Annotated in this window: 24 protein-coding genes; 4 read left to right on the top strand and 20 right to left on the bottom strand. The window is 66.8% G+C overall.

Going from position 1 to position 25335, the window contains the following annotated elements:
- Positions 1-93: 93 nt before the first annotated feature.
- The 13 genes from U5N23_RS07145 to U5N23_RS07085 all read right to left on the bottom strand — a co-directional run bounded on the left by U5N23_RS07145 (position 94) and on the right by U5N23_RS07085 (position 14259).
- Entirely contained in the window at positions 94-693 is a 600-nt protein-coding gene (locus tag U5N23_RS07145) for a hypothetical protein (RefSeq protein WP_322592110.1), read from the bottom strand.
- Positions 690-2000 carry a hypothetical protein gene (locus U5N23_RS07140; RefSeq protein WP_322592109.1) on the bottom strand — a complete coding sequence of 437 codons (1311 nt, stop codon included), beginning with the start codon at positions 1998-2000 and terminating at the stop codon, positions 690-692. Before U5N23_RS07140 ends, U5N23_RS07145 begins: the two co-directional genes overlap by 4 nt.
- The gene (locus tag U5N23_RS07135) at positions 1997-2500 is read right to left on the bottom strand and encodes a hypothetical protein (RefSeq protein WP_322592108.1); all 504 of its coding nucleotides are present in this window, start codon (positions 2498-2500) and stop codon (positions 1997-1999) included. The genes U5N23_RS07140 and U5N23_RS07135 overlap by 4 nt, the downstream gene beginning before the upstream one ends.
- Positions 2501-3427, bottom strand: a complete 927-nt coding sequence (locus U5N23_RS07130; protein WP_322592107.1) for a prepilin-type N-terminal cleavage/methylation domain-containing protein — start codon at positions 3425-3427, stop codon at positions 2501-2503. It lies immediately after the preceding gene.
- 59 nt (positions 3428-3486) lie between these two features.
- Entirely contained in the window at positions 3487-4320 is an 834-nt protein-coding gene (locus U5N23_RS07125; RefSeq protein ID WP_322592106.1) for a prepilin-type N-terminal cleavage/methylation domain-containing protein, read from the bottom strand.
- A gap of 21 nt (positions 4321-4341) precedes the next feature.
- Positions 4342-5202 carry a type II secretion system protein gene (locus U5N23_RS07120; protein WP_322592350.1) on the bottom strand — a complete coding sequence of 287 codons (861 nt, stop codon included), beginning with the start codon at positions 5200-5202 and terminating at the stop codon, positions 4342-4344.
- 862 nt (positions 5203-6064) lie between these two features.
- Entirely contained in the window at positions 6065-7240 is a 1176-nt protein-coding gene (locus U5N23_RS07115; protein ID WP_322592105.1) for a Gfo/Idh/MocA family oxidoreductase, read from the bottom strand.
- A gap of 17 nt (positions 7241-7257) precedes the next feature.
- A complete protein-coding gene (locus U5N23_RS07110; RefSeq protein WP_322592104.1) occupies positions 7258-8271 on the bottom strand; it encodes a sugar phosphate isomerase/epimerase in 1014 nt (337 codons plus the stop codon).
- A gap of 169 nt (positions 8272-8440) precedes the next feature.
- Entirely contained in the window at positions 8441-9421 is a 981-nt protein-coding gene (locus U5N23_RS07105) for a substrate-binding domain-containing protein (protein WP_322592103.1), read from the bottom strand.
- A 204-nt stretch (positions 9422-9625) separates the two neighbouring features.
- A complete protein-coding gene (locus tag U5N23_RS07100) occupies positions 9626-10663 on the bottom strand; it encodes an ABC transporter permease (RefSeq protein ID WP_322592102.1) in 1038 nt (345 codons plus the stop codon).
- Positions 10644-12131, bottom strand: a complete 1488-nt coding sequence (locus U5N23_RS07095; RefSeq protein ID WP_322592101.1) for a sugar ABC transporter ATP-binding protein — start codon at positions 12129-12131, stop codon at positions 10644-10646. The genes U5N23_RS07100 and U5N23_RS07095 overlap by 20 nt, the downstream gene beginning before the upstream one ends.
- Complete coding sequence (locus tag U5N23_RS07090; RefSeq protein ID WP_416208585.1) at positions 12128-13342, bottom strand: ROK family transcriptional regulator; 1215 nt, start codon at positions 13340-13342, stop codon at positions 12128-12130. Before U5N23_RS07090 ends, U5N23_RS07095 begins: the two co-directional genes overlap by 4 nt.
- Positions 13343-13785: 443 nt before the next feature.
- Positions 13786-14259 carry a DUF6882 domain-containing protein gene (locus U5N23_RS07085; protein ID WP_322592100.1) on the bottom strand — a complete coding sequence of 158 codons (474 nt, stop codon included), beginning with the start codon at positions 14257-14259 and terminating at the stop codon, positions 13786-13788.
- Positions 14260-14404: 145 nt separating this feature from the next.
- On the opposite strand from U5N23_RS07085, the gene U5N23_RS07080 reads away from it, so the two are divergent.
- A complete protein-coding gene (locus tag U5N23_RS07080; RefSeq protein ID WP_322592099.1) occupies positions 14405-15400 on the top strand; it encodes an endonuclease/exonuclease/phosphatase family protein in 996 nt (331 codons plus the stop codon).
- Here U5N23_RS07080 and U5N23_RS07075 read toward each other — a convergent pair.
- Both U5N23_RS07075 and U5N23_RS07070 read right to left on the bottom strand, forming a co-directional pair.
- Complete coding sequence (locus tag U5N23_RS07075; protein WP_322592098.1) at positions 15397-15843, bottom strand: DUF1801 domain-containing protein; 447 nt, start codon at positions 15841-15843, stop codon at positions 15397-15399. The genes U5N23_RS07080 and U5N23_RS07075 overlap by 4 nt on opposite strands.
- A 44-nt stretch (positions 15844-15887) precedes the next feature.
- Entirely contained in the window at positions 15888-16856 is a 969-nt protein-coding gene (locus U5N23_RS07070) for a DMT family transporter (RefSeq protein ID WP_322592097.1), read from the bottom strand.
- Between the two features lie 84 nt (positions 16857-16940).
- On the opposite strand from U5N23_RS07070, the gene U5N23_RS07065 reads away from it, so the two are divergent.
- The gene (locus U5N23_RS07065; RefSeq protein WP_322592096.1) at positions 16941-17807 is read left to right on the top strand and encodes a LysR family transcriptional regulator; all 867 of its coding nucleotides are present in this window, start codon (positions 16941-16943) and stop codon (positions 17805-17807) included.
- 69 nt (positions 17808-17876) lie between these two features.
- Positions 17877-19010 (top strand): zinc-binding dehydrogenase, encoded by a 1134-nt coding sequence (locus U5N23_RS07060; protein ID WP_322592095.1) that lies wholly within the window; start codon positions 17877-17879, stop codon positions 19008-19010.
- Positions 19011-19035: 25 nt separating this feature from the next.
- Here U5N23_RS07060 and U5N23_RS07055 read toward each other — a convergent pair whose 3' ends face one another.
- From U5N23_RS07055 to U5N23_RS07045, 3 genes are read right to left on the bottom strand one after another with little or no spacing between them, the layout of a single operon-like run.
- Positions 19036-19680, bottom strand: coding sequence for a DsbA family protein (locus tag U5N23_RS07055; RefSeq protein ID WP_322592094.1), 645 nt, complete (start codon positions 19678-19680; stop codon positions 19036-19038).
- Complete coding sequence (locus U5N23_RS07050) at positions 19677-19943, bottom strand: hypothetical protein (protein WP_322592093.1); 267 nt, start codon at positions 19941-19943, stop codon at positions 19677-19679. The genes U5N23_RS07055 and U5N23_RS07050 overlap by 4 nt, the downstream gene beginning before the upstream one ends.
- A gap of 43 nt (positions 19944-19986) precedes the next feature.
- Complete coding sequence (locus U5N23_RS07045) at positions 19987-20850, bottom strand: MBL fold metallo-hydrolase (protein WP_322592092.1); 864 nt, start codon at positions 20848-20850, stop codon at positions 19987-19989.
- 114 nt (positions 20851-20964) lie between these two features.
- Between U5N23_RS07045 and U5N23_RS07040 the strand changes: the two genes are divergently transcribed.
- Positions 20965-21864, top strand: coding sequence for a LysR family transcriptional regulator (locus U5N23_RS07040; protein WP_322592091.1), 900 nt, complete (start codon positions 20965-20967; stop codon positions 21862-21864).
- Between the two features lie 56 nt (positions 21865-21920).
- Here the strand turns inward: U5N23_RS07040 and U5N23_RS07035 are convergent, their stop codons facing one another.
- Both U5N23_RS07035 and U5N23_RS07030 read right to left on the bottom strand, forming a co-directional pair.
- Positions 21921-24059, bottom strand: a complete 2139-nt coding sequence (locus U5N23_RS07035) for an alpha/beta hydrolase domain-containing protein (protein ID WP_322592090.1) — start codon at positions 24057-24059, stop codon at positions 21921-21923.
- 228 nt (positions 24060-24287) lie between these two features.
- Positions 24288-25289, bottom strand: a complete 1002-nt coding sequence (locus U5N23_RS07030) for a Bug family tripartite tricarboxylate transporter substrate binding protein (protein WP_416208584.1) — start codon at positions 25287-25289, stop codon at positions 24288-24290.
- Positions 25290-25335 lie beyond the last annotated feature (46 nt).

The following is a 25335-nucleotide window of genomic DNA, read 5'->3' as shown; positions in this document are numbered from 1 at the left end:
GAAAATGGGTCGGTTCTTCTGTGCGCGATGCTCAGGCGGTCGGGCACACCCACAGGCCGCAGCGCAACAGGGACACGGCCTTGCCGGTATTCATCACGGCAGGCTCCTGATGGGGCCCTGGGCGTTGTCCGGGGCGGTCCCGGGCACACCGGCCTTGAACTGCTGGCTGCTGATGCTCGCCAGCGAACCATCGGGCCAGCGCAAGGTGCCCACCCGCAGCCCGACCTCGGGCAAGGTCAGCGTCTGGCGGCCCAGGCGCTCGGAGATGACGACCCGGTTGGGCTCCACCTTGGTGAGGCGGCCGCCTTCGGGCAGGCGCGCACCCTGGCGGGCCAGGCGGTCGTCGATCACGACGGTTTGGGTGTCTGCGGCCAGGTTGTCCAGGTGCAGCGACATCGAACGCACGGGCATCTGCACGCTGCCGACGATCTCGCGCCCCGGTGCGGGCAGCGCGATCAGGGTTTGCGGGTCCACGCCCCGGCCGGATGCCTGTTTCTGGACGCGGGCCATGGCGTCGAAAGCCTCGGCCACGCGCGCCTGGTCGGTGCGCAGCGCCTCGGGCAGGGCTGCCAGCGACATCTCGGGCGGACGCACATTGGGCGTGCGGGCCTGGACCAGTTGCACCACGCCGTACATCGCCCATCCGAGCAACGCGACGGCAACCACATTCAAGAGCAGTGCTGCGTATTTCATGGTTTCACGTTCCCGGGTGCGGCAGCCTTGGCAACCAGTTCATAGGAGAAAGCGCCTTGGGACTGCTCGGCGGGGTCCATGGCCTTGAGCGTCCAGCCGGCGGCGGACATCAGGCTCACCCAGCGGGTCACCGATGCCGAGGCTCCGGGCGCGACCACGCCATCCACGCGGAAGGCACGCGCACGGTTCTGGTTCTGCTGGGTCGCCTCCAGCTTCACGCGCACGATGCGGATGTCGCTGCCCGTGGACGCCTTGAGCACGGCCAGGAAGGCCATGGGGTCGTAACGGGCGCCCTCGTCCAGCGTGCGCGAAAAATCTGCGACCGGCAGCAATTGCTGCGGGGCCTGAACGGTGCTCACCGCCTGGATGCGCTGCTGCATGGCCGCAAGCTGCGCGCGCTGGCTCTGGCCTTGGTCGCGCTGGGCGTCGGCCTGCTGGCTGGTGAAGGCCCCAAGGGCCACCAGGGCAGCGCCAACCACCGCCGTGAGCGCCGTGATCGATGCCACCCAGCGTTCCGCGCGCCAGGCCACCCGCTCCGAAAAGGGATTGAGGGCATGCCGGCCTGCTGCATCGCGCGCCAACGCGGGCATCACCGTCTGCACGCGTTCGCCGGCCAGCGACAGCTCTGCCGCCTGCATCACCACGGGTGCACTGCCCAGCACGCCCTGCAGGGCCGATACGCAGATTTCGCCATCGGCGGGCTGGGTGCTCCACAAGGCACCCCACTCCACCGCATCGGCCCCCAGGCGGCTGAGCAGCGCGCTCTGGTTGGCCACCAGCACCTGGGCAGAACTGGTCATGGCCGAAGCGCCCGAACCCAGTGCCTGGGTGGAGGCGAACACCATGCCCTCTTCGCTCTGGGCAAAGCACATCAACCGGCGCTGCGAGAGCAGCAGGCGCGCCTGGCCGACGTCCACGCCATTGCACAGCAGGCCGCCGGTGGTCATCACCAGGCAGTGGTCGTTCTGCTCCTGCGCCCACTGCGAGCTGCGCTGCCACAGGTCCAGCGACACGGCCGAGAAGAAGGCCTGAAAGCCCCCAGGCACCTTGACCAGGCGGTGCATGATGATGTGGGCCGAGCCCTCCACCAGGCCCTGCGTGCGCACGCGCTTTTCGATCAGCGCCGTGGCGTATTCGGACTTGCCCTCGAAACGCCAGACATCGGTGAAGACGTCGTCAAGGTCCAGCACCACCAGCGCGGTGTGCGTGAGCCGGGGCCAGGCAGGCACGTCCTGCGCCTGGTGGCCATGGCAATGCACCCACCCGGCATTGGCAACCCGGTAAACATGTTCGGCGGCAGCGCTCATGGCATCGTCCTGGGCGGTGGGGCGACGGAAACCGTCTGGAAGTACAGCGTGCCGCTGGCACCCAGCGTCAGCCCCTTGTCACCCGGCTGCGGCATCTGGAAAAGACCCGTTTCCGGGGACAGGGTGGCGACCTCGAAGAGATCGGCAACGAAGATGGACCCCGCACCGCCGCGGCCAAGCTCGCCCAGGAACTGCGCGGCCTCCACGCGGGTAGCCGGCCCCGTCGTGCGGCGCAGCCTGCGCTCGCCCCACTGCGCGGGGTCGAACCCCAGGCGGTCTACCTGCTGCGCCACCTGCTTGAGCGATTGCACGAGGCGCTCGCGCTGCTCCACCTCGGGCATGAGGTTGCGGGCGCTGTCCAGGCTCTGGCGCAGTTGGGCGGCCTGCTGGCGCTCGAACGCCAGCTTCTTGAGCCCACTCTGCGCCAGCCAGGCACCACACGCCAGCAAGGCGGTGGCCAGGGCTAGGGCCCCGAGCTTGACGGTACGGGTGCCGTTCAATTACTGCTCCATGATCCAGTGGGCGGTCAGCAGGATGACCTGGTCTTCGTCCAGCTTGCGGCCATCGGTCGTACCGCCCGCGTTGCCGGACGTATTGACCACCGCCTGGCGCGTGTCGCTGGTGTTCATCTGCGTACTGTTGCCCGCCACGTTGATGGCCACGCCCTGGGTGTTGTTGGCCTCCCACTGGGTACCGGGCGCATTGGCTTCGGTCGCGGCCGTCTGGTGGGCCGGACGGCCCTGGATGCGGAAACGGCCTTCGCGGGAGTCGGGCTTGCCATCGATCACCTGGTCCATGTAGCGCGCCAGGTCGGGCGTGAGGCCGCGGATCACCATCACGTTGCCAGCACCGCTGGCCACGCCGGCGTCGTTGAACTGGAAGCAGACCTGCAGCTCGGCGGGGTTGCCGTTGGAGTCGATGTACAGGAAACGGTCTTCATGCCCTTCGCCGCGGCCAGGAGGCATGCGCACACCGGCGCGTGTCATCAGCTCGCGCAGATTCAGCGCTGCCAGGGCCTTGTCGCCCTGGCCGACGGTGTCTGCCGCATAGCCCTGGCCAGCGCAGATTTTGCGGCCACGGTCGGTGAAACTGGCGGGAATGCCGGGCACGGCCATGGAACCGGCGCGGGTGCAAGCGTTGTTGCTGTTGATCGATGTCTCGGAGCCATCGACCATGTACGTGGGCGCCTGCTGGCAGTCACCCACCACCACACCGGTGCGCTGGTAGTACTGGTCGTACGACATCTTCCACTGGTAGGCGAACTTGTTGATCGCCTTCTGGTACTCGGCATTGCGCTGCACATCCTTGGCGATGGCCACGGCACCGATGATCAGGCCGATGACGGCCAGCACGATGGCCAGCTCCACCAGGGTGAAACCTTGCTGGACCTTGCGGCCCAGCTTGCGAAAGGATTGCATCTGTTTCATCGAAATCTCCGACGAGGTATGGGTGAGTGTTGTTGAGAAAGAAAACAGCGAATGCACGCTTACTGGTTCATCTTGTAGATGGCCGTGACGATTTCCACTTGGTCTTCGTCCAAGCCATCGTTGTTGTTGGTACCAATCTTGTCGCGGTTGCTGCGGTTCCATTCAGCGCCAGGCGCATTGGTCGTAGCATGCGTTGCACCCTCCAGGCGGCGGAAGCGGCCTTCGCGCTCGTCGGGCTTGCCATCGATCATCTGGTCGAGCGAGCGAGCGAGATCCGGGGTGAGGCCGGTAATGACCATGACATTGCCTGACCCCTCGCCAGCACCTACGTCAGCGGCGCCAGCACCGAGTGCGATCGGCTTGTTCCACTGAAAACAGACCTGGATTTCCTGCGGGTTGCCATTGCTGTCGAGGTATACGTAGCGATCTTCCAGGCCCTCGGCACGGCCAGGCGGCATGCGGATTCCAGCGCGCGTCATCAGCGTCCGTAGATCACGCCCGACTGTTGCATCAAAGGCCCGGGCCATCCCCTGCCCCTTTGCGCCGCGGCAGATGGCTGCAGGAGCCGTCACGGCGGCAGCAGTCATGTCTCGGCCAGAGCGAACACCCCCTACCGCGAAGGCTTCGCCATTGACCATGTTCTGAGGCCCCGTCTGGTTGTCTCCAAGCACTACACCCGTGCGCTGGTAGTACTGGTTGTACGCCTGCTCCCACTGATCGATGAACTTGTTCTTGATCTTGGTGTACTCGGCGTTGCGCTGCACATCCTTGCCGATGGCCACCGCGCCGATGATCAAGCCAATGACAGCCAATACCACTGCCAACTCAACCAGGGTGAAGCCATGTTGGCGCCGAGCACCCGCGCGATGAGACTGAATAAATGAGTGTTTCATGATGGTCTTTCCGGGCGCGGCTTACTGGTTCATCTTGTAAATGGCTGTCAATGTCATGACTTGGTCTTCATCACGAGTAGCGCCTGCCCCGGTGGCAGTTCCGGTAGCGCCTTGACCATAGGAGTTGTTGCCGGCCCATTCCACACCAGGAGCGTTGTTCGTCGCGTTTGCGACACCACGCAAACGGAAGCGTCCTTCACGGGCGTCAGGCTTGCCATCGATCATTTGGTCGAGCATGCGGGCCAGATCGGGTGTCAGGCCTGCGATTACCATCACATTGCCCGCCCCCTCTGCTGAGGTTGGACGGTTCCACTGAAAGCACACTTGGATTTCCTGCGGAGAGCCGTTTGTGTCGGTATAGACATACAGATCCTCCTGCCCCTCGGCACGACCAGGGGGCATGCGAATGCCTGAGCGAGTCATGTAAAGGCGAAGGTTGTTATTTGCGACATCAAACGCATTAACTGCGTCTCGCACGGCAGTGTTTCCTTCGGGCGCATGTGCACAAACAGGTGCTGGCTCTGACCCCACCGCAATGGTGTTTGCCATGTCGCCACCGGACAACGGGTTGGTCCCTGTTGCCACGTACGCCACCCCATTCACCATGATCCGCGGCGCAACCTGGCTGTCCCCCACCACCACGCCCGTGCGCTGGTAGTACTGGTTGTAGGCCTGCTCCCACTGGTCAATGAACTTGTTCTTGATCTTGGTGTACTCGGCGTTGCGCTGCACATCCTTGCCGATGGCGACGGCGCCGATGATCAGGCCGATGACGGCCAGAACGACCGCCAGCTCCACCAGGGTGAAGCCCCCCTGTGCAGCCTGTTGGCCGGTCGAGCCATGTTTGCGCCGCGAAGGCAGGACGGAAAAAAGTGGTCGCATGATGTCCTCAGGCGTTGAAAAAGAGCACACAAAAAAGATTGCGGAATGTAACGACTGTAAACATTGCATAACTGAAGTCAAGAAAAAAACAATCGCTCTTTTGGGTGGTTTTCGCTCGATTTTTGCCACCCAGCCAGCACCCACATTTCGCCGTAAAAAAGAGGCTTTTTCATAGGAGAAATGACATCTGGACCAGTCTTGTTCGCGTCCTTGAAAGCGGTAGCGAAGCATCCCCCATCGCCTTGCAATTGGCCATAGTGCTTATGTATTAGAGAGGCCACAAACCACCAAATAAACAATTAAATTGGTCAATTGATAGATTTCATAAATCAATTTCGCACGGGAAATCGCGCTGAAAGACGCCAGAAATCTGTTAAGCGTCTGCACAGCAGAAAGCATGGAGGCGAAACGCCCGCAAATCGGGGCTCACCGGGCAGTTCAGACACGCCGACAGGGCCCCTTGGGCACCCCGGCGCAGACGCCCAGAAGTGGGCACTTGGCCCTGACTTTTTGCAGGCACCCGAACGGCATGTCCCGGGGCTGCGTCGCGCAGTCGAACGCCGGATGCGCTGCTCCGCAAGAGGGGGATCAGGGAGTTTCGGCACTGGGTGGAAACGGGCAATCACCGTGATCGGTGGACCCGGTGCGGGGGACCACCCCACCGGGTGGCGCGGCCCTGCTGCCGCGCCACGAGGAGGCCCGGGCAAGGGCCTCTGCGATGGGCCTTACATGGAGTTCACATGGGGGGTCACATGGGGATCAGGCCGAGCGCGAGCAGGCGGCCTGCGCCGCCCCACCGCACTATCGTCCCCATCGCAGGGGGGCTCCGCTCATTGTCGGTGGTGGCGCCGTGGCGCCCGGCTCACGCCCCGCTGCCAGCCAGCGCCGTCCACTTGCGCTCGCTGTGTGCGGACTCCACCACCCGCTCGATGAAGCGCACGCCGCGCGCGCCGTCTTCCACGCGCGGATAGTCGGCCGCCAGCGGGTCGGCCGGCTGGCCGGTGGCATGGGCGCGGATGTCGGCTGCCACGCCCAGGTAGACGTTGGCAAAAGCCTCGATGAAGGCCTCGGGATGGCCCGATGGGATGCGGCTCGCACGCAGCGCAGACGGGCTGAGCCAGGGTGCGCCGCGCGTGAGAATACGGCGCGGCCCGTCCACGGGCGAGTGCACCAGGTGGTTGGGGTCTTCCTGGCGCCAGGTGATGGTGCCCAGCGTGCCCGAGACCTGCAGGCGCAGGTCGTTCTCCAGCCCCGCCGCCACCTGCGATGCCACGATGACACCGCGCGCGCCATTGGCATAGCGCAGCAGCATCTGCGTGTCGTCGTCGAGCCGGCGGCCCGCACCGAAGGCGGTGAGGTCGGCGCACAGCCACTCGGGCTCCATGCCGGTGACGGTGGCGGCCAGGTTCTCGGCGTGTGAGCCGATGTCGCCCATGGTGCCCACGGCGCCGCTGCGCGCGGGGTCCAGCCGCCAGTCGGCCTGCTTGTTGCCGCCGCCCTCTTCCACCGCAGTGGCCAGCCAGCCCTGGTTGTATTCGACGGTCACCTTGCGCAGCGTGCCCAGGGCGCCGCTGTGCACCAGGTGGCGCGCCTCGCGCACAAGTGGATAGCCGGTGTAGTTGTAGGTCACGCCGAACACGGTGCCGGCCTTTCGCACGGCCGCCACCAGTTCATCGGCCTGGGCGCTGGTGTGCACCAGCGGCTTGTCGCACACCACATGGAAACCCGCCTGCACAAAGGCCAGGGCCACCGGGTGGTGCACATGGTTGGGGGTGACGATGCTCACCAGGTCGATGCGCTCGCCAGCGGGGCGGCGCATCTCATCGGTCAGCAGGTCCTGCCAGTTGCCGTGGTTGCGGTCGTCGGCCAGACCCAGGGCGGCACCCGAGGCGCGGGCCCGCTCGGGCGAGGACGAGAGCGCGCCGGCCACCAGCTCGAACTGCCCATCCAGCGCCATGGCCTTGCGGTGCACGGCACCAATGAAGGCGCCGTTGCCGCCGCCCACCATGGCGTAGCGCAGCTTGCGTTCAGAGGACATGGATACCCTTGTTGGTGTTATTTCGGTTGTTCGTCGCGGGCGAATACGGCGTCGAAGGCGCCAGCAGCGGGCTTGAAGTCGAGCCGCTTGCAGAACGCCGCGCTCTCGGTGGCGCCATGCACGCGGTCCATGCGGCTGTCCTCCCACTCCACGGAGAGGGGGCCCTGGTAGCCGATGTCGTTGAGGGCGACGATGATGGATTCAAAATCGATCATGCCGCGGCCCACGCTGCGAAAGTCCCAGTGGCGGCGCGCATCGCCAAAGCTGGTGTGCCCGCCGAACACGCCCACCGTGCCGTCGCCCTTACCCCACCACACGTCCTTCATATGGGCGTTGTAGACGCGATCGGCAAACTGGCGGATGAACTTCACATAGTCCACACCCTGGTAGGCCAGGTGGCTTGGGTCGTAGTTGAAGCCGAAGCGCCGGTGGCCCTTGACTGCGGCAATGGCGCGTTCTGCCGAGGCGATGTCGAAGGCGATCTCGGTGGGGTGCACCTCGAGCGCGAAGTTGATGTCGTGCTGCTCGAACACGTCGAGGATGGGGCCGAAGCGCTGGGCGAAGTCGGCAAAGCCCTTGTCCCAGTACGCCTGGCTGGTGGGCGGGAAGGCATAAATGGCATGCCATACCGACGAACCCGTGAAGCCGGTGACCGTCTTCACGCCAAACTTCGCGGCGGCCCGCGCCGTGTCGGCCAGCTCGCTGGCTGCGCGCTGGCGCACGCCTTCGGGCTCGCCATCGCCCCACACATGGGGCGGCAGGATGGACTGGTGGCGCTCGTCGATGCGGTCGCACACAGCCTGGCCCACCAGGTGGTTGCCGATGGCAAAGCACGCAAGGCCATGCTGGGCCAGCAGCGCATGCTTATCCTTCACGTAGCTATCGGAGGCCAACGCCTCCTGCACGTTGAAATGGTCGCCCCAGCAGGCCAGCTCCAGGCCGTCATAGCCCATGTTGCGTGCCAGCGGCGCGAGCTCGGCCAGCGGCAGGTCGGCCCACTGGCCGGTGAAGAGGGTGACGGGTCTTGGCATGGGGACTCCAGGGCGAGAAGCAGTTAAAGCTAGGTTGGTCGCTCTTGCGCGGCCTATACCAGGACCGCCGCGCAAGGGCCGCCCCGCCGCGCTGGCGGTGTCCCCCTTCCCGAACTACGCAGTAGTTCGAGAGAAGGGGGAAGGCGCGAAGCGACTCAGGGGGTTGTACTCAGAACGGAGAGTCAGGGAAGTAGAAGCTCTTGGCGTTCTCTTTGGTGATGAGCACCGAAGGAATGATGGTCGTGGGCGGCAGCTTTTCGCCCTTGATGCGCGCTTCGGCCGTGAGCTTGATCGAGTCGTAGATGAACTTGGGGCTGTACGACACATTGGCCTGGATCAGCGGGTTGCTGCCGTCGGCCAGCGTCTTGATCATGCCCTTGGCACCGGCGCCGCCGAACACCAGCTTGATGTCCTTGCGCTTGGCCTGCTCGATGGCCTTGAGCACGCCCACGGCCATGTCGTCGTCGGCCGCCCAGACGGCGTCGATCTTCGGGAAGCGCGTGAGGTAGTCCTGCATGACCTTGAAGGCATCGTCGCGGTTCCAGTTGGCATACTTGGCGTCCAGCAGCTTGATGTCGGGGTGGTTCTTCAGCACGGCGTTGAAGGCGTCCATGCGCTCGTTGTCCAGCGTGGTCGCAATGCCGCGCATGGCCACCACGTTGCCCTTGCCGCCCAGCGCCTTGGCGATGTACTCGGCCGGGATCTTGCCGAAGGCAGTGTTGTCACCGGCCACATAGGCGTCCTGCGCACTGGTGTCGGTCAGGCCGCGGTCCACCACCGTCACGTAGATGCCCTTGGCCTTAACCTGGGCGACCGGCTTGGTCAGCGCGGCCGATTCGAACGGGAAGATGACCAGGGCATTGATCTTGCTGACCGTGACCAGGTCCTGCAGCTGGTTGGCCTGCTCGGGCGCACCGCCGGCCGTCTTGACGATGACCTGCAGGCCGGGGTGGGCCTTTTCCAGGTCTTTCTTGGCCTGATTGGCCCAGTACACGATGCCGCCCGTGAAGCCGTGCGTGGCCGACGGAATGGCCACGCCCACCACGACCTTGTTGGCCTGGGCCACGGCGGGGCCGACCAGTGCCAGCGCGGCGGCGGCGCCCACGGCCGAGAGGGCCAGGCGGCGGGTGAAGGTAAGTTGGCTATTCATGATGCGTTGTCTCCTGTTGCTGTTGCTTTGATGAAAAAGGCCATGGAAGCTGGCCGGCTGGGGAACACCTCGAAAAACAAGTGCACGCAAAGAGTGGCTGGAAAACTCAGCGAAGCGGTCCTGGCTAGGCGCTGCGTCGCAGACAGTGCGATTAGCACGGCAAGACGCAGCAACAACGCCAGGAGAGTTGTTCCGGCCACTCCGTTACCTCTTGCCGCGTTGCATGAAGGCGACGGCTATGATCACGAAGCCTTGAACGGCCGCATTCAGGTACACGCTGATGATGCTGGTGAGGTTCAAAATATTGCTGATGACCGACAGCAGGATGGCGCCCACCACCGTGCCGGTGATGCTGCCCGCACCGCCCTTGAGGACCGTGCCGCCCACGATCACCGCGGCAATCGCCTCCAGCTCCCACAGCAGGCCCGTGGTGGGCGATGCCGAACCCAGGCGCGGCACGTAGAGCAGCGTGGCGATGCCCACGCACACCCCGAGCAGCATGTAGGTCAGGATCTTGATCTTGTGCACGTCCACCGCGGCGTACTGCGCCACCTGCTCGTTGGAGCCGATGGCCTGCACGTAGCGGCCGTAGGCCGTGCGGTTGAGGATCACACCGCCCACCAGCGCCACCAGCAGGAAGATCCACACCGGAATGGGCACGCCCAGCAGGTTGGCGTAGTACACGGGGCTGTAGATGTCTGACAGCTCGTTGTCCAGCGTGATGGCGCCGCCGTTCGAGAAGTAGGTGAGGTAGGCGCGAAAGATGCCCAGCGTGCCCAAGGTCACGATGAAGGGCTCGATGCGCCCCTTGGTGATCAGAAGGCCATGCACCAGACCGAACACCGCCCCCAGAACCACGGCCAGCAGCATGCCCACCACCACGGCGGCCATGGGCGAACCCAGCAGGGGCGCCATGGCGTTCATGAACAGGATGACCGAGCCCGCGATCAGCGCTGCCATGGAGCCCACCGACAGGTCGATCCCGCCCGAGATGATGACGAAGCACATGCCCACCGCGATGATGCCGATGAAGGCGGTGCGCGTGAGCACGTTCATCACGTTGTCGTAGGTGGCGAAGTTGCTGTTGAGCAGCGTGCCGGCAATGCACAGCAGCACCAGGCCGATGATGGGGCCCAGCCCGTGCAGCCTGCCCCACCAGGCGCCTGCTGTGGCATGGCGACTGCTGGCCGCCTGCGGGGTGGCGGCGTTTTCAGCGGGTACGTCAACGGGTACCTGTGGCATGGACGATCAACTCCTCTTCGGTCAAATGGGGTTCTTGCAGCGTGGTCTGCAGCCGCCCGGCGCGCATCACCGCCACGCGGTGGCACAGGCCGATCAGCTCCATCAGCTCGGACGAAATCACGATCACCGCCAGGCCCTGCGCTGCCAGGCGCTGCACCAGGTGGTAGATCTCGCGCTTGGCGCCCACATCCACGCCGCGCGTGGGCTCGTCGAGCACCACCACGCTGGGGCCGGGGTGCAGCACCTTGGCCAGCGCAAGTTTTTGCTGGTTGCCACCCGACAGCGACGATGCGCGCACGTCGAGCGAGCCGGTGCGAATGCCGAATTCCTGCACCGCATCGCGCAGCGCGGCCTGCTCGGCCGCCGGGTCGAGCCAGGGCTGGGCATAGCGCTCCAGCGCCATCAGCGTGAGGTTGGGACGCAGGGCGAAGTGCACGTGCAGGCCCTTGCCCTTGCGGTCTTCGCTCAGGTAGGTGAGGCCGTGGCGCGCCGCGTCGCGCGGGCTTTTGAGCTGCACGGGCTTGCCTGCCAGCTCCACCGAGCCGGCAGAGCGCGGGCGCAGGCCCAGCAGGCCCTCGAACAGCTCGGTGCGGCCGGCGCCCACCAGGCCGGCAAAACCCAGGATCTCGCCGCGCCGCACTTCAAAATCCACGTCCTGCGCCCAGCCGGGCACCGTGAGGCCGCGCACCTGGAGGATGGGCTCGCCCGCCGGGGCGGGCAGCTTGGCGGGGAACAGGTCGGCCAGCTCGCGGCCCACCATCAGGTTGGCCATCTGCCGGCGCGTGACGCTGGCCGTGGGCTCGCGCGCCACCAGCAGGCCGTCGCGCATCACCACCACCTCGTCGGTGGTGCGCTCCACTTCGTCGAGCTTGTGCGAGATGTAGATGATGGTCACGCCCGCGGCCTTGAGCTCGGCCATCAGCGCGAACAGGCGCTCCGTCTCGCCGGGGGTGAGCGTGGCGGTGGGCTCGTCCATGATCAGGAGGCGCGCATTGCGGGCCAGCGCGCGGGCAATCTCCACCAACTGCTTTTCGGCCACGATGAGCTTCTTCACGCGCGTGCCGGGGTCCAGCGGCAGGCCGACCTGGGCCAGCGCGGCGCGGGTCTTCTCCCTCATCGCACGGTCGTCGAGGAAGAGTCCTTTCTTGATCTCATGACCCAGAAAGACGTTCTGCGCAATCGTCAGGTCGTCCGCCAGGTTGAACTCCTGGTGGATCAGCACGATGCCCTGCGCCTCGGCCGCGCGCGAGCCACCGCCGGGGGCGCGCACGGCGCCATCGACCACCACCTCTCCGGTCGTGGGGCTTTCATACCCGGCCAGTATCTTCATCAGCGTGGACTTGCCCGCGCCGTTCTCGCCCAGCAGGCCGTAGACGCGGCCCGGCTGCAGCGCGAAGCCCACGCCGTGCAGCACGCGCACGGGGCCGAACTGCTTGGTCACGTTGCGGAACTCGACGGCGACGCTCATCGTGCGGCCCCTCCCGAACGCGAGGATTGCGCCATGCTCTCCTGCATGGCCAGCACACCCGCACCCACCACGCCGGCATCGTCGGCCAGGGGGGCGTACTGGATCTCCAGGTGGCGCGTGGACAGGGCCAGCGAGCGGTGGTACACGCTCTGGCGCACCGAGGCCAGGAACAGCGGCCCCATGTCCGCCACCCGCCCTGCGATGAACACATGGGAGGGGTTGAAGAAGTTGACGATGGAGGCCAGCATCTGCCCCACCAGGTTGCCTGCGCGCTGGATGATGGCGTTGGCCGCCACGTCGCCCGCACGGCTGGCCTGGGCCACGTCCTCGGTGGTCAGGGTACCGGTGGCCTGCAGGCGCTCGGCCAGCAGCGCGCTTTCGCCCGCCTGGGCTGCGGCCAGCGCCATGCGCGCCATGGCGGGCGCGGCGGCCATGGCCTCCACGCAGCCCTGGTTGCCGCAGTGGCAACGCGGGCCGGCCTGGTCCACGCAGATATGGCCCACGTCACCCGCCGAGCCATTGGCGCCCCGGTACACCTGGCCATGGCAGACGATGCCGCAGCCGATGCCCGTGCCCACCTTGATGACCAGGAAGTTGGGCAGGTTGCGCTGCAGCCGCCAAAGCTCGCCCAGGGCCATCAGGTTCACATCGTTGTCGACGAACACCGGCGCGGCGAATGCCTCGCGCAGGTAGTCGCGGATGGAAAAGCCGTCCCAGTCGGGCATCAGCGGCGGGTTGACCAGTTGGCCGCTTTCAAAATCCACCGGCCCGGGCACGCCCATGCCGATGGCGATGACCTGCGAGGCTGGCAGCCCGCAGCGCGCCATCAGCTCGCGCATCAGGCCGCGCAGCCGCGCCAGGATCACGCCGGGGCCCTGGCGCACGTCGATGGGTTCGCGGTGCCGTGCCAGCACCGTCATATCGGGCCGCATGATGGCCACCTGCATGCTGGTGGCGCCCAGGTCGGCGCCGATCACCACGCCCAGGGTCTCGCTCAGGCGCAGGGTCTCGGCACGGCGCCCGCCGGAGGACTCCTGCAACCCCACTTCGTCGAGCAGGCCCTCGTCCAGCAAGGCCGCCACCCGTGCGTTGGCCTTGCTCTTGGAGTAGGCCAGCCGCTGCGCCAGCGCATGCCGCGACGCGCCCGCCGACCAGAAAATGGTCTGCAGAACGTCCAGGTCTTCAGTGCCGCAGTTGTGCCAGCGTGCCAAGGCTTGTCTCCTGTTCTTGTGGTCTGACCGCGGACCGCCGTAGTTGGATTTATCCGGGTCGCCTGCACCTTTGTTGGTGCGTGGGGCAAATACTATGCGGCCCACTTAGGCCACACAAGACTTAACTTAGACCTATTTACGGCCGAAGTTGAGGCAAGGGTTTAGTGTCGATTCCATGCGTGCTTGGCGAGCCACCACCATGCATGCCCGATGCCAACGCGCAAACCTGCGCCGGTGGACTGGGAACAACGACAGCTCAGAGGCTGGGAGTTTTTTAGCCGTGTCCGAATGGCGCGTCAAAACGCACTGGATCTAGGCGCAAAGCACAGCCATAGCGCGGGCTATGGCGAGCATTTGCAACGACGATCCGGGGTGTTTTGGCGTGCAAGGCGGGCATGGATGAAAGACTCTCAGCCTCTCAGGACAGCGGCTAGGCGCAAAGCTCAGGCGGCTGCATGCAGGACATAGCAAACCCATGGTTCCTGCCCCTTGGCCTTGAACACGGCCACGCCTTGCAGATGGTGCAGGGCCAGGGCGCACAGCTCGTCCATATCGCCGGGGCTGGCGCGCAGTTGCGGGGTCTCGAACACCTGGTAGCCGGTCTGGTCCGCCAATTCCCTGACCCGCGCAGCCCTGCTCCTTGACAGCGCAGGGAAGGCGTCGTTGGCCCATGCCCAGGCGAGACTTTCCGACGCGGGCAGGTAGGTGACGATGGGCGTCGCCTGGTACACGCGTGCCCGTCCACCCTCTCCGGCGAGCGTCAGCGTTGCCGCTTCCTCGTCGATGTTCCATGCAGAAAAGCCGGCAACGGCCTCGCTGAAGGCCGCCTGCCTGGCCCGGTACCCGTCCATGGCAATGCGCAACAAGTCTGCGAACCTGGCGTCTGCGGTGTCCTGATGGCGGCGATGGAGATGCATGGGAGTTCGGTCGATAGTATCCGGGTACCGTGGTGCCGCAGGCCGGCCGGTACGCAATCGGCCATTCAGCTCAGGCACCATCCCACGATCAGTACATTGCGCAAATTGTCCTGCACATTACCCCGTCGCTCTGCCCATTGACCGTATGCCACAAGCCGCAGTTCCCCGCTTCATCACCGCCAGGGCCCGGTGGCTGGCCTGGCTGTGCGCCCTGGGCGCGCTGGCGGCGCCGGTCGCGCGCTTTCTGCCGGCGGACCAGGCGCCCTCGCTGCAATGGCTGGTGGAGCTGCCGGCCCACTGGCAGTGGCTGTACCTGGTGGTGGGGGCGACCTCGCTGGTGCTGCTCATGTTCTTGGGGCGCAACGGCATGGGCAAGGGGTGGCTGGCCCTGCCGGCCTTGGTTCTGGGCGGCGTCTTCCTGTGGCAGCCGGCCACGCTGCCGCGCGGCGCCGAGCCGACCGACCCCGGCGCGGTACTGACCGTGGGCACCGCCAACCTCAATGCGGCAACCACCGACTTCGACCCGCTCACCCACTGGCTGGCCTCGGCCGATGCGCCCGATGTGGTGTTTCTGCAGGAGTTCACGGAGCTGGCACAGCAGGCGCTCATTCGCAGCCCCGCAGTGGTCGCGCGCTATCCCCATCGCCTGGCCGTGCCCCAGCCCGACCCGTTTGGCCTGGCCATCCTGTCGCGCCACCCCCTGTCGGGCCTGCAGACGCTGCAGCCGCAGGACCTGCGCGACACCCTGCGGCTGCGCGCCACCGTGGACTGGAATGGCAGGGCCGTGCACCTGAGCGCCCTGCACCCCATGCCGCCATTGGATGAAGGCTTCGCCCAGGCCCGCGACCGGGCCCTGGTGCAGGAGGCGCAGCACCTCACAGCGCAACCGGGCGGACTGGCACTGATGGCCGGGGACCTGAACACCACCCCCTGGGCACGCGGACTGTTCGCGGTGGATGGCAGCATGCGCCGCGCCAACGGCATGGCGCCCAGCTGGCCCAACGCCTTCGGCTGGCTGTCGGTGCTGCCGCTGGACCATGTGTTGGCATCGAGCGGCTGGCTAGTGGTGGGCGGGGGCACCGGGCCCGACCTGGGGTCGGACCATAGGCCCGTGGTCGTGCGGCTGACCGTCGCGCCTTAAGCGGCCTTCTTCGGTGCAGACGCCTTGGGCCTGGCCTTCTTCTGCGCTGCCTGCAGGTCATTGAAGTCTGCCGCCGCACGGAACAGCGCCTTCAGCGCCGCCTCATTGATCGCTGCGCCCTCATGCAGGTCAATGGCGCGCCGGGTGTTGCCCTCCAGGCTGGAGTTGAACAGGCCCTGGGGGTCGGGCAGCGAGGCGCCCTTGGCAAAGGTCATCTTCACGGCCTGCTTGTAGGTCTCGCCCGTGCACAGGATACCGGCATGCGACCAGACGGGCACGCCCATCCACTTGACCTCCTCGACCACATCGGGCACGGCCTCGTGCATGAGCTGGCGCAGGTGGGCCAGGGTGGCGCCGCGCCAGTCGGCCAGGTCGCGGATCTTGGTGTCGATGAGCGCCGATGCGGGTGTCTCGGCTTCCTGGGGCGCCGGTGCTGCAGCCATGGTGCGGTCTCCTGATGGCAGGCCAAGGCCTGCGACCCGGCAGTTTATCGGCTTGCAGGCGCCTGCGCCGGCTGCCGCCGTATGGTCCACAGCGCCGCCGCCATCAGCAGCACGCCCCCCAACTGCACCGGGCTCAGCGTGCGCCCGTACACCGCCCAGTCGACCAGCACCGCCGTGAGCGGGTAGACGAACTGCAGCACCGCGACCTTGCCCAGCGCCAGCCGGGCCATGCCGGCGAACAGGATCACGTAGGCCAGCCCCGTGTGCAGCACGCCCAGGCCCGTGAGCCAGGCCCAAGCCGCCGCCGTGTGGGGCCAGCCAAAGTCCAGCGGCGCCCAGGCCAGCAGCACGGCGCCCACAAGGCACTGCCAGAGCGACAGCGCAAATGGGCTGATGGGCGCGGGCGCACGGCTGGCCAGCAGCGTGACGGCGGCGTAGCAGAACGAGCCGCCCAGGCACATCAGCACCCCGGCCACATAGGCCCCGCCGTCGGCCGTGCCGGCGGGTATGCCATCGAGCAGCCCGGTGGTGAGCACCAGGCCGGCCAGAGCCGCCAGCGTGGCCGCCCATTGGATGCCCGAGATCTTCTCGCGCAGGAACAGCGCCCCGAAGACGATGACCCAGATGGGCTGCACATGGAAGATGACCGTGGCCACCGCGATGGAGGTGCGCGGAATGGCCGCGAAGAACAGCGCCCAATTGAGCACCATGAACACGCCCGTGGCGCAGGCCACCCAGCGGCTCCTGGCCTGGTGGCGCAGCAGCAGTTCGCGGCCCCGGCCCGTGGCCAGGCACCAGGCCACCAGGGCCAGCGCGCCGAACACGCAGCGGAACCACACCGTGACCAGCGGGTGTTGGCCGGCTTCCTCGACAAAGACGCCGATGGTGCCCAGCAGAATACCGCCGGCGATCATGAGCCATTGGCCTGTGCGCTCGCGGGCAATGGAGGCAGGGTCGGAAGTGCCAGTGAGGAGCGCGGCAGAGACGGGCAGTGCGGAGGCCTTTTGGTTCATGGCGCCGATGGTCCCGTCTTTGCCGCTTCAGGTAAAGCGCATAGTTCACCTTACAGCGATTCGATAATCGAATACATTGCCCACATGAACTACCCCGACCTGCAGATCGACTGGCTGCGCGCCTTTGTCGCCGTGTTGGACGCCGGCTCGCTCTCGGGCGCTGCACCGCTGGTGCACCGCTCGCAGTCGGCCGTGAGCATGCAGATCAAGAAGCTCGAAGGCGCCTTGGGCCGCCCGGTGCTGCTGCGCGGCCCGCGCCACCTGGAGCTGACGCCCTTGGGACAAGAGCTGCTCGCCTACGCGCGCCGCATGCTGGAGCTGCAGGCCGAGACGCATACCGCCCTGTTCGGCCCGCGGCTGGCGGGCCGGGTGCGCCTGGGTGTGCCGGACGACTATGCATCGACCTACCTCACCCCCGTGCTGCGCAGCTTTTCGCACCGCTACCAGGGGGTGGAGATCGAGCTGACCTGCGAGCAATCAACCTCGCTGATCCCGCGTGTGGTGCGCGGCGAGCTGGACCTGGCCCTGGTCTCGCGCGACAAGCCGCAGCGCGGGCGCTTTCTGTTCCAGGAGCCGCTGGTCTGGGTGGGTGCCGCGCAGTTCGAGGCCTGGCGGCGCGACCCGCTGCCGATTGCGGTGTACGAATCGGCCAGCCTGGCGCGCATCGCCACCCTGAAGGCCCTGGCCGCGCGGCGCCGCGCCTACCGCATCGTGTACCACAGCTCCAGCCTGGCGGGCCAGCTGGCCGCCGTGGAAAGCGGCCTGGCCGTGGCCGTGCTCACGCGCTGCAGCGTGCCGCCCAACCTGCAGATACTGCAGAGCCTGCCGGCCGAGTTCGACCTGCCCGCCCTCGATTCGATGGACGTATCAGTGCTGCGCAGCAAGGAGTCGCAGCGCTCACCCGCGGTGGATGCGATGTACGAGCAGATGGTGCGGACCTTGGCCCAATGAGCCAAGTGGGTGACAGCGCAGATCTCCCACAGGGGCGAGAATGCAGCACATTTCCCCCCGGAGACACCCATGACCATCCCCTCCACTGCCCTGCAACTGCGCTCGCTCGTGCAGCCTGATGCCACCTTGCAGATCAGCCTCGAACCCACCCCCGTGCCCACCCCGGGGCCCGACGAGGTACTGATCCAGATCCAGGCGACGCCGATCAACCCGTCGGACATCGGCCTGCTGTTCGGGCCGGCCGACCTGTCCACCGTGCAGGTGTCCGGCAGCGCCGAGCGGCCCGTGGTCACCGCGCGCATCCCGGACCGCGCCATGCCTGGCATGGCCGCACGCCTGGGCCAGAGCATGCCCGTGGGCAACGAGGGCGCGGGCCTGGTGGTGGCGGCAGGCTCCTCGCCCGCCGCCCAGGCCCTGCTTGGGCGCACCGTGGCGGTGATCGGTGGGGCCATGTACGCGCAGTACCGGGCCATGCCCGCCGCGCAGTGCCTGCCGCTGCCGGCCGGCACCACGGCGGCCGAGGGGGCGTCGTGCTTCGTCAACCCGCTCACGGCGCTGGGCATGGTGGAGACGATGAAGCGCGAGGGCCACACCGCCCTGGTGCACACCGCAGCGGCAAGCAACCTGGGCCAAATGCTCAACAAGGTCTGCCAGAAGGACGGGATCGGCCTGGTCAACATCGTGCGCAAGCCCGAACAGGCTGCGCTGCTGCGCGAGATCGGTGCCCAGTACGTCTGCGACAGCAGTGCGCCCGGCTTCATGGCCGAGCTGACCGATGCGCTGGCCGCGACGGGTGCCACCATCGCGTTCGACGCCACCGGCGGCGGCACGCTGGCCGGGCAGATTTTGCAGTGCATGGAAGCCGCCATCAACCGCAAGGCCACGGAGTACAGCCGCTATGGCTCGGCCGTGCACAAGCAGGTCTACCTGTACGGCCACCTGGACACCCGCTCGACCGAGATCCAGCGCAGCTTCGGCATGGCCTGGGGCGTGGGTGGCTGGCTGCTGTTCCCGTTTCTGCAGAAGATCGGCAACGACGCCGCCCAGGCGCTGCGCCAGCGCGTGGCGGCCGAGCTCAAGACCACGTTTGCCAGCCACTATGCGCGCACGGTGTCGCTGGCAGAGGCGCTGAGCGCCGGCGCCATTGCCTTCTACGGGCCGCGCAATACCGGTGCCAAGGTGTTGATCGATCCGTCGAAGTAGTCGGTGAGCGCCAACGGCGCTGAAATCAGGCGGCAGCCAGCACCAACTCCAGCAAGCGCTCATGCGGCCCCAGCAGCGCATCACCGCCGATCAGCCGCAGCGCCCCGCCCTGCCCCGTGACAACCAGCTGAGGTACACCACGCGCGCCCACGGCGCGCAGGGTGGCCTGCGAACTGCCCACGCGTTCGGCCATGGCGCGGTGCAATGCTGCATCGGGCGACAGGGCCTGCGCGGCCGCGTCGGCCAAGCCCAGGCTGGTCAGCACCTCGGCCAGCACCTGCGCATCGGCCGTGTCACGGCCATCGATGTAGCGGGCGCGCTGCAGGGCGTGCAGGGCATCCAGCTCGCGGTCAGGCGTGGTCTGCGCCACGGCGGTGAGTGCCAGGGTGGCGGGGCCGGAGTCAAAGCGCCCCGCAGGCGCGCCCAGAATGTTGTCGCGGTAGGCCTGGGTGAAGCGCTGGCCGGTGAGCTGTTCGATGCGCTGGTCGTTGGACCAGGCATAGGCGGCAAATTGCGCATCCATGGGGCGGGCACCAGCGCCTGCGAACAGGCCCGATGGCGCCAGGGTGACATGCACGCCGGGGGTCCCCTGCAGGCGGCCCAGGGCAGGCGCAGCGGCATAGCACCAGCCGCACAGGGGGTCAAACAGATACGTCACTGCCGTTGTCATGGTCTTGGGTCTTTTTCAGTAGGTTGGGAGAGCGCCGTTTCGAAAAGCGCCAGCTCTTCTTCCAGGGTGCCGCGGCTGCGGAAGTGGCGGTTGGCACGCTCGTACCAGTTCTCGGCGTCTTCCAGATCGCCCTCCTGCAGGTGCAGGATGCCATGGAGCCAGGCCGCCAGCAGGGAGCCATCGTGCTGCACCAGATCGTGCGCTTCGTTCCAGCGCCCGGCGCGCAGATGCAGCAAAACGGGTTGAAGTGGGTGCGTTGGCATGATCTGGTGGTCCATCACTTTGGGGGATTGGTAAACCTGTTGCTTACCACTTCATGTCGCCCTTGTTCACCTTGGCGCCGATATCGAGCGACAGGCCCATGGGCGCTGCGGGGTAGGCCTTCTTCATCGCCTCGATCAGCTCGGCGCTGGACTTGGTCGCAGCGGCGTTCTTCTCGAACGATTGCAGGTAGCCCTTGGTGTAGGTCACGGTCGTGACATCCAGCTTGGTGCCGGGCAGCATATGGCCGGGAACGACCACGGTGGGCTGCAGGGCGGCCATTTCATCGAGCTGGGCCACCCAGGCACTGCGCTCGGCCACGGTCTGGGTGTCAGCCGTCCACACATGCATGTTGCCGAACACACCGATGTTGCCCACCACGGCCTTCACCGAGGGGATCCAAGCATACGGGCGGTGCGCCAGCAGACCGTTGGTGCCACGGATTTCGACCACCTGGCCGTCCACCGTGAGGGTGTTGCCGGTGATGGCCTTGGGCAGCACAGGCGTGCGCGGCGCGTTGGCGCCCATCTTGGGGCCCCAGAACGCGAGCTTGCCGGCGAGCTTGGCGTTGATCTTTTCCAGCACGGCGGGGGTGGTCACCACCTCGGCCTGGGGGAAGAACTCCTTGAGCGTTTCCACGCCGAAGTAGTAATCCGGGTCGGCCTGGCTCACGTAGATGGTCTTGAGCGCTTTACCGCTGTCGAGCACGTTGGCGGCTATGCGCAGTGCGTCGGCGCGGGTGAAGCCAGCGTCGATGACCATGGCCTCCTTCTCGCCGTAGATCAGGGTGGAGTTGACATTGAAGCTGTTGCCGTCGGCGTTGTAGACCTTGATCTGCAACGGCTCGGCAGCCTGTGCGGCGGTGAAGGCGATGGCCAGGGTGGCAGCGATAACGGTGGTGCGGAACATGCGGAAATCTCCAGAAGTGGGTGGTGTTGCTCGGTACAGGCTGCAGTTTATTTGCGCCAATCGATCTAATAAACCGCTTAAACTGCGCATATTTGTTGCACAAATAGATCAAATATGGACCGCCTGACCGCGATGCGCGTGTTTGTGGAAGTGGCCACCAGCGGCAGCTTCAGCGCCACGGCCGACCGGCTCGACATGTCGCGCGCCATGGTCACGCGCTATGTGGGCGAGATGGAGCAGTGGCTGCAGGCCCGCCTGCTGCAGCGCACCACCCGCAGCGTGACGCTGACCGATGCGGGCGAGGCCTGCCTGCGCCGCTGCCAGCAGATGCTGGCGCTGGTGGAAGACATCGAGGAAGAGACCACCGCCACGGGTGAAGGCGAGCTGCGCGGCCAGTTGCGGCTGACCTGCAGCGTGTCGTTCGCCTATGCGCAGTTGGGCGCGGCGATTGCCGACTTTCTGGCACTGCACCCGCTGCTCAAGATCGACCTGGATGCGAGCGAAGGCGCGCTCAACCTGGTGGAGCGGCGCATCGACCTGGCCATCCGCATCAGCAGCGGGCCCGACCCGATGCTGATCGCCCGGCCGCTGGCGCGCTGCGATTCGGTGCTGGTGGCCTCGCCCGCCTACCTGGCGCGCCATGGCGTGCCCGCCCTGCCGGCCGACCTGGAACGCCACCGCTGCCTGAGCTATGCCAACTTCGGCAGGAGCGTGTGGGAGCTGGCCCGGGGCGGCGAGACCGCGCGCGTGGCCGTGTCCAGCCACTTCAGCGCCAACGAGGCCACCACCCTGCTGCGCGCCGCGTTGGCCGGGGGCGGCATTGCGCTGCAGCCCACCTACCTGGCCAACCCGCACATCGCCAGCGGGGAGCTGGCCGCCGTGCTGCCCGACTGGGGGTTGCCGGTGATGGCCATCAATGCGCTGTACACCTCACGCCGGCACCAGTCGCCTGCGGTGCGGGCCTTGCTCGATTTCCTGGTCGCGCGCTTCGCAGGCGCGCCCTGGTCGCTCTGAAATGAAAAAGGCCGGGGTGCGAGCCCCGGCCTTTACGTCAACCGATCAAGCCGCGTTCAAGGCAAGATCACCGTGGCCTTGGCCCGGTCGATCTGGGCCTGCGCATCGCGCGGCAGCAGCAGGCGCTGGGCCACCAGGGCGTTGGCGGCCTCGGTCACTGCGGCCACATAGCCGGCCTGGTTGCCGTACAGCTCTTCCAGCGACACCCGGCCATCGCCCGCGGCCAGGCGCGCCGCCCGCGTGGTGTGGAACGGGATGTAGCCGCCCGTGAGGTTGGCCAGGTCGGTAATACCAGGGGTGGCCACATAGTTGAACTCGAAGCTCGTGCCCAGTGGGGCGCGCGCCTCCACGCTCTGGATGCCGGCGCGGGTCAGGCCCGTGCGCGCGTCCACCTGGGGCACCAGGATCGCGTAGTCGCGGTTCAGGTTGCGCGGGGGCAGCAAGCTGGCGATGCCGGCCTCGTCCTGCGGGATGTACTGCGGGCCGAAGTCGAACAGCGGGAAGTTGTTGTGCCAGCCCAGGTAGTTGAAGTCGGGGATGGGCGTCTGCGCGCCATTCACGGCCCAGGTCAGCCCCTTCATGGCCGGGAAGGCCACCTGCGCAGGCCGCACCAGGGTGGCATCGGCCACCTTGGGCACCTGGCTGGCGGGCGGCGTGGTGCCGCGCACCACCCAGTCCTCCAACCCCAGGAACAGCGCGCGGAAAGTGTCGTTGAACTGCACCACCGTGCCCGTGGGGTACGGCGCGCGGCTCGGCGCATAGCTGATGCTGGCCGTGCCGCCGGCCCCGCCGTGCTGGGTGCTGGCGTAGTAGTAGATGCGCGCGTTGTCGGGCTGGGTCAGGTCCTTGAGACCATTGGCATCGGTCAGCACGGGCGAGCCCTGCAGCTGCCAGAACTCCGTGCCCGACAGGCCCAGGAAGAACTTGGGGCAGGTGCTGGTGGCGGCGCAGCGCTTCATCACCCCGCCCTGGCGGCCGCTGACGTCGTCCATGTAGTCCTTGTCCAGCCCGCGCGGCGCCGTCTGGCCGAAGGCGGTGTGGTCGGTGCGCAGCCCGCCGCCGCCACCGGGCACGGCGAAGCGGGTGTTGATGTTGGTCTGGCGTGCTGCCACGTGGGCGTACATGCCGTCGAACACCTTGCTGCCATCGAGCGCCTGGTTGAAGCCCAGGTGCAAGAAGGTCTTCATCGCGTTGCCCGACTGCGAGGTGCCCTGCCCCAGCGTGTGCGTGATGCGCCCGGCCACCGGGTTGGCCGTGCCGCTGGCGTCGGCCGCCTTGCTGCGGAAAAAGTGCACCGTGTCGCGCAGCGCCGCCAGGCCCACGCCCATGACTTTGGGGTCCTTGGCCACATAGACCAGTTCGTACAGGTAGGCCGGATCGAACCCGCCCTTGAGGCAGACGCTGGTGGGGCTGGGCGTGCCAGGGAAGGCTTTGGCGCCCGTGGCATCGCAGGTGGCGAACTTCCAGTCCGCAGGGGAGATGGTCACGTATGGATCGGTCTCGTTGGCGCGCCGCGTGAGCGAGTAGCCGGGCTGGGTGTTGTCCAGGCTGGCGGGCTCGTAGGGGATCATGCTGCCGTTGAACACGCCGCCGGGCAAGGTCATCGCGGGGCTGGCTGCGGTGGGCACCAGCTCGGCGCGGTACGGGCCGGTGATGCTGGTGCCGTCCTTGTTCTTCGCCACGGGCACCGTGGCCGTGAGGCGCGCCGCCGCGCTCTTGGGCACGTCGCCCTGCCAGGCGGAGTAGAGCATCACATAGCCGCGCTCCAGGTACACGGCGTCGCTGGGCGTGGCCGTGGGGTTGAGCATGGTGAGGATGTTGCCGCGGTTGGGCGCGTCGTAGCGCAAAACCCCGCTGGCCTTGGCCATGTCCTTGGGCTTCAACATCACGAATTCGGTCTTGTACTCGGCCATGCCGCGGGCGTTGACGGGCGCCAGCGCCAGGTCCTGGATGACGGTGTTCTTGGGATCGGCCGGGTCCACCTCGCCCGAGAGCGTGCCCGTAAGGCGCTCGTAGGCGCCCACCGTGCCAAAAGTGCCCGGGAAGTCCTCGCGGGCGGTGATCTCGAGCTTCATGGCCGGGGCCTTGCCGGTCAGGCCATCGTCGTTGCTGCTGCCGCCGCAGGCGGTGATGGCGGCTGCGGCCGCAGCCGTGAGAGCGATGGCGCCCCAGGTGGGAAGAGGATGTTTTCTCATGTGGCTTGTCTCCTGTGTGGTTGCTCTTGTGGTCTCTTGCTTGCGGGAAAAACGGGCATGCAGCGGCTTTGCACCTCGCTCACGGGGAGTCGGGTGTTCGGGCATGGCTGCGCCCATACCGGCGGCGCAGGCGCGCTGCCGATTGGCGTCTCATTCAGGGGTGGGCTGTGCGCGTCCTCAAAAACGCGGCACAGGGCTGCGTGCCGGCTGGGCACGCAGGTGGGCGGCTTACTCGGCTTCGATACCGGCGGCCTTGATGACCTTGCCCCACTTCACCGTTTCGGCGGCCTGGAATTTTGCGAGTTCGTCTGGCGTGGTCGTCCAGGCTTCGGAGCCGGCGGTGTCGAAGAAGGACTTGGCGGCCGCGCTCTTCGTGGCCGCCCCCATCAACTCGTTGAGGCGTGCCACCACGGCTGGCGGCGTGCCTGCGGGGGCGTAGGCGGCGAACCAGTAGCCCATGTCGTAGCCCTTGACGCCAGCCTCGTCGATAGTGGGCACGTCGGGCAGCTGCGAGCTGCGCTTTTGCGTGGAGTAGCCCAGGGCACGCAGCTTGCCGGCCTTGACCTGGGGCACGCCGGTGGATGTGTCGGTGATCATCAGGTCGATCTGCCCGCCCAGCAGGTCGGTGATGGCCAGCGGGTTGCTCTTGTAGGGCACGTGCAGAATGTCCACGCCCGCCAGCTGCTTGAGCATTTCGCCGGCCATGCGGCTCGACGAGCTGCCGCTGCCGAAACTGAGCTTGCCCGGCGCCTTTTTGGCTGCAGCCACGACATCCCCCACGCTCTTGTAGGCCGATGCGGCGTTGACCACCATCACCTGCCCGCCCTTGCCCAGGCCACTGATGGGCGCGAAGTCCTTCACCGGGTCGTACGAGAGCTTCTTGTACAGGTGCTCGTTGGCCGCATGCGTGGTGTTGGTGGTGATGAGGATGGTGTAGCCGTCGGCCGGCGCCTTGGCCACCGCCTGCGCGGCGATCATGCCGCTGGCGCCGGCCTTGTTGTCGATGACCACGGGCTGCTTGGTGTCGTTGGTGATGGACTGGCCGATGGCGCGCGCCAGCTGGTCGGTGGCGCTGCCGGCGGCAAACGGCACGACGAAGGTGATGGCCTTGGCCGGGTAGGCCTGGGCCATGGCCGTGCCGGCAAAGCCCAGCGATGCGGCCATGGCCATGGCGGCGGCAAGGGTGCGTCGGCGGGCCGGGGAATGGGGGTGGATATTGAAAGCGCTCATGTTGTCTCCTGGTGTTGTTGGTGAGGGTGAAGGAAGGAAATCGGGG

The organism is Acidovorax sp., assembly GCF_034519795.1.
Taxonomy (GTDB): Bacteria; Pseudomonadota; Gammaproteobacteria; order Burkholderiales; family Burkholderiaceae_C; genus Acidovorax.
This window is presented reverse-complemented; position numbering and strand designations above follow the sequence as displayed.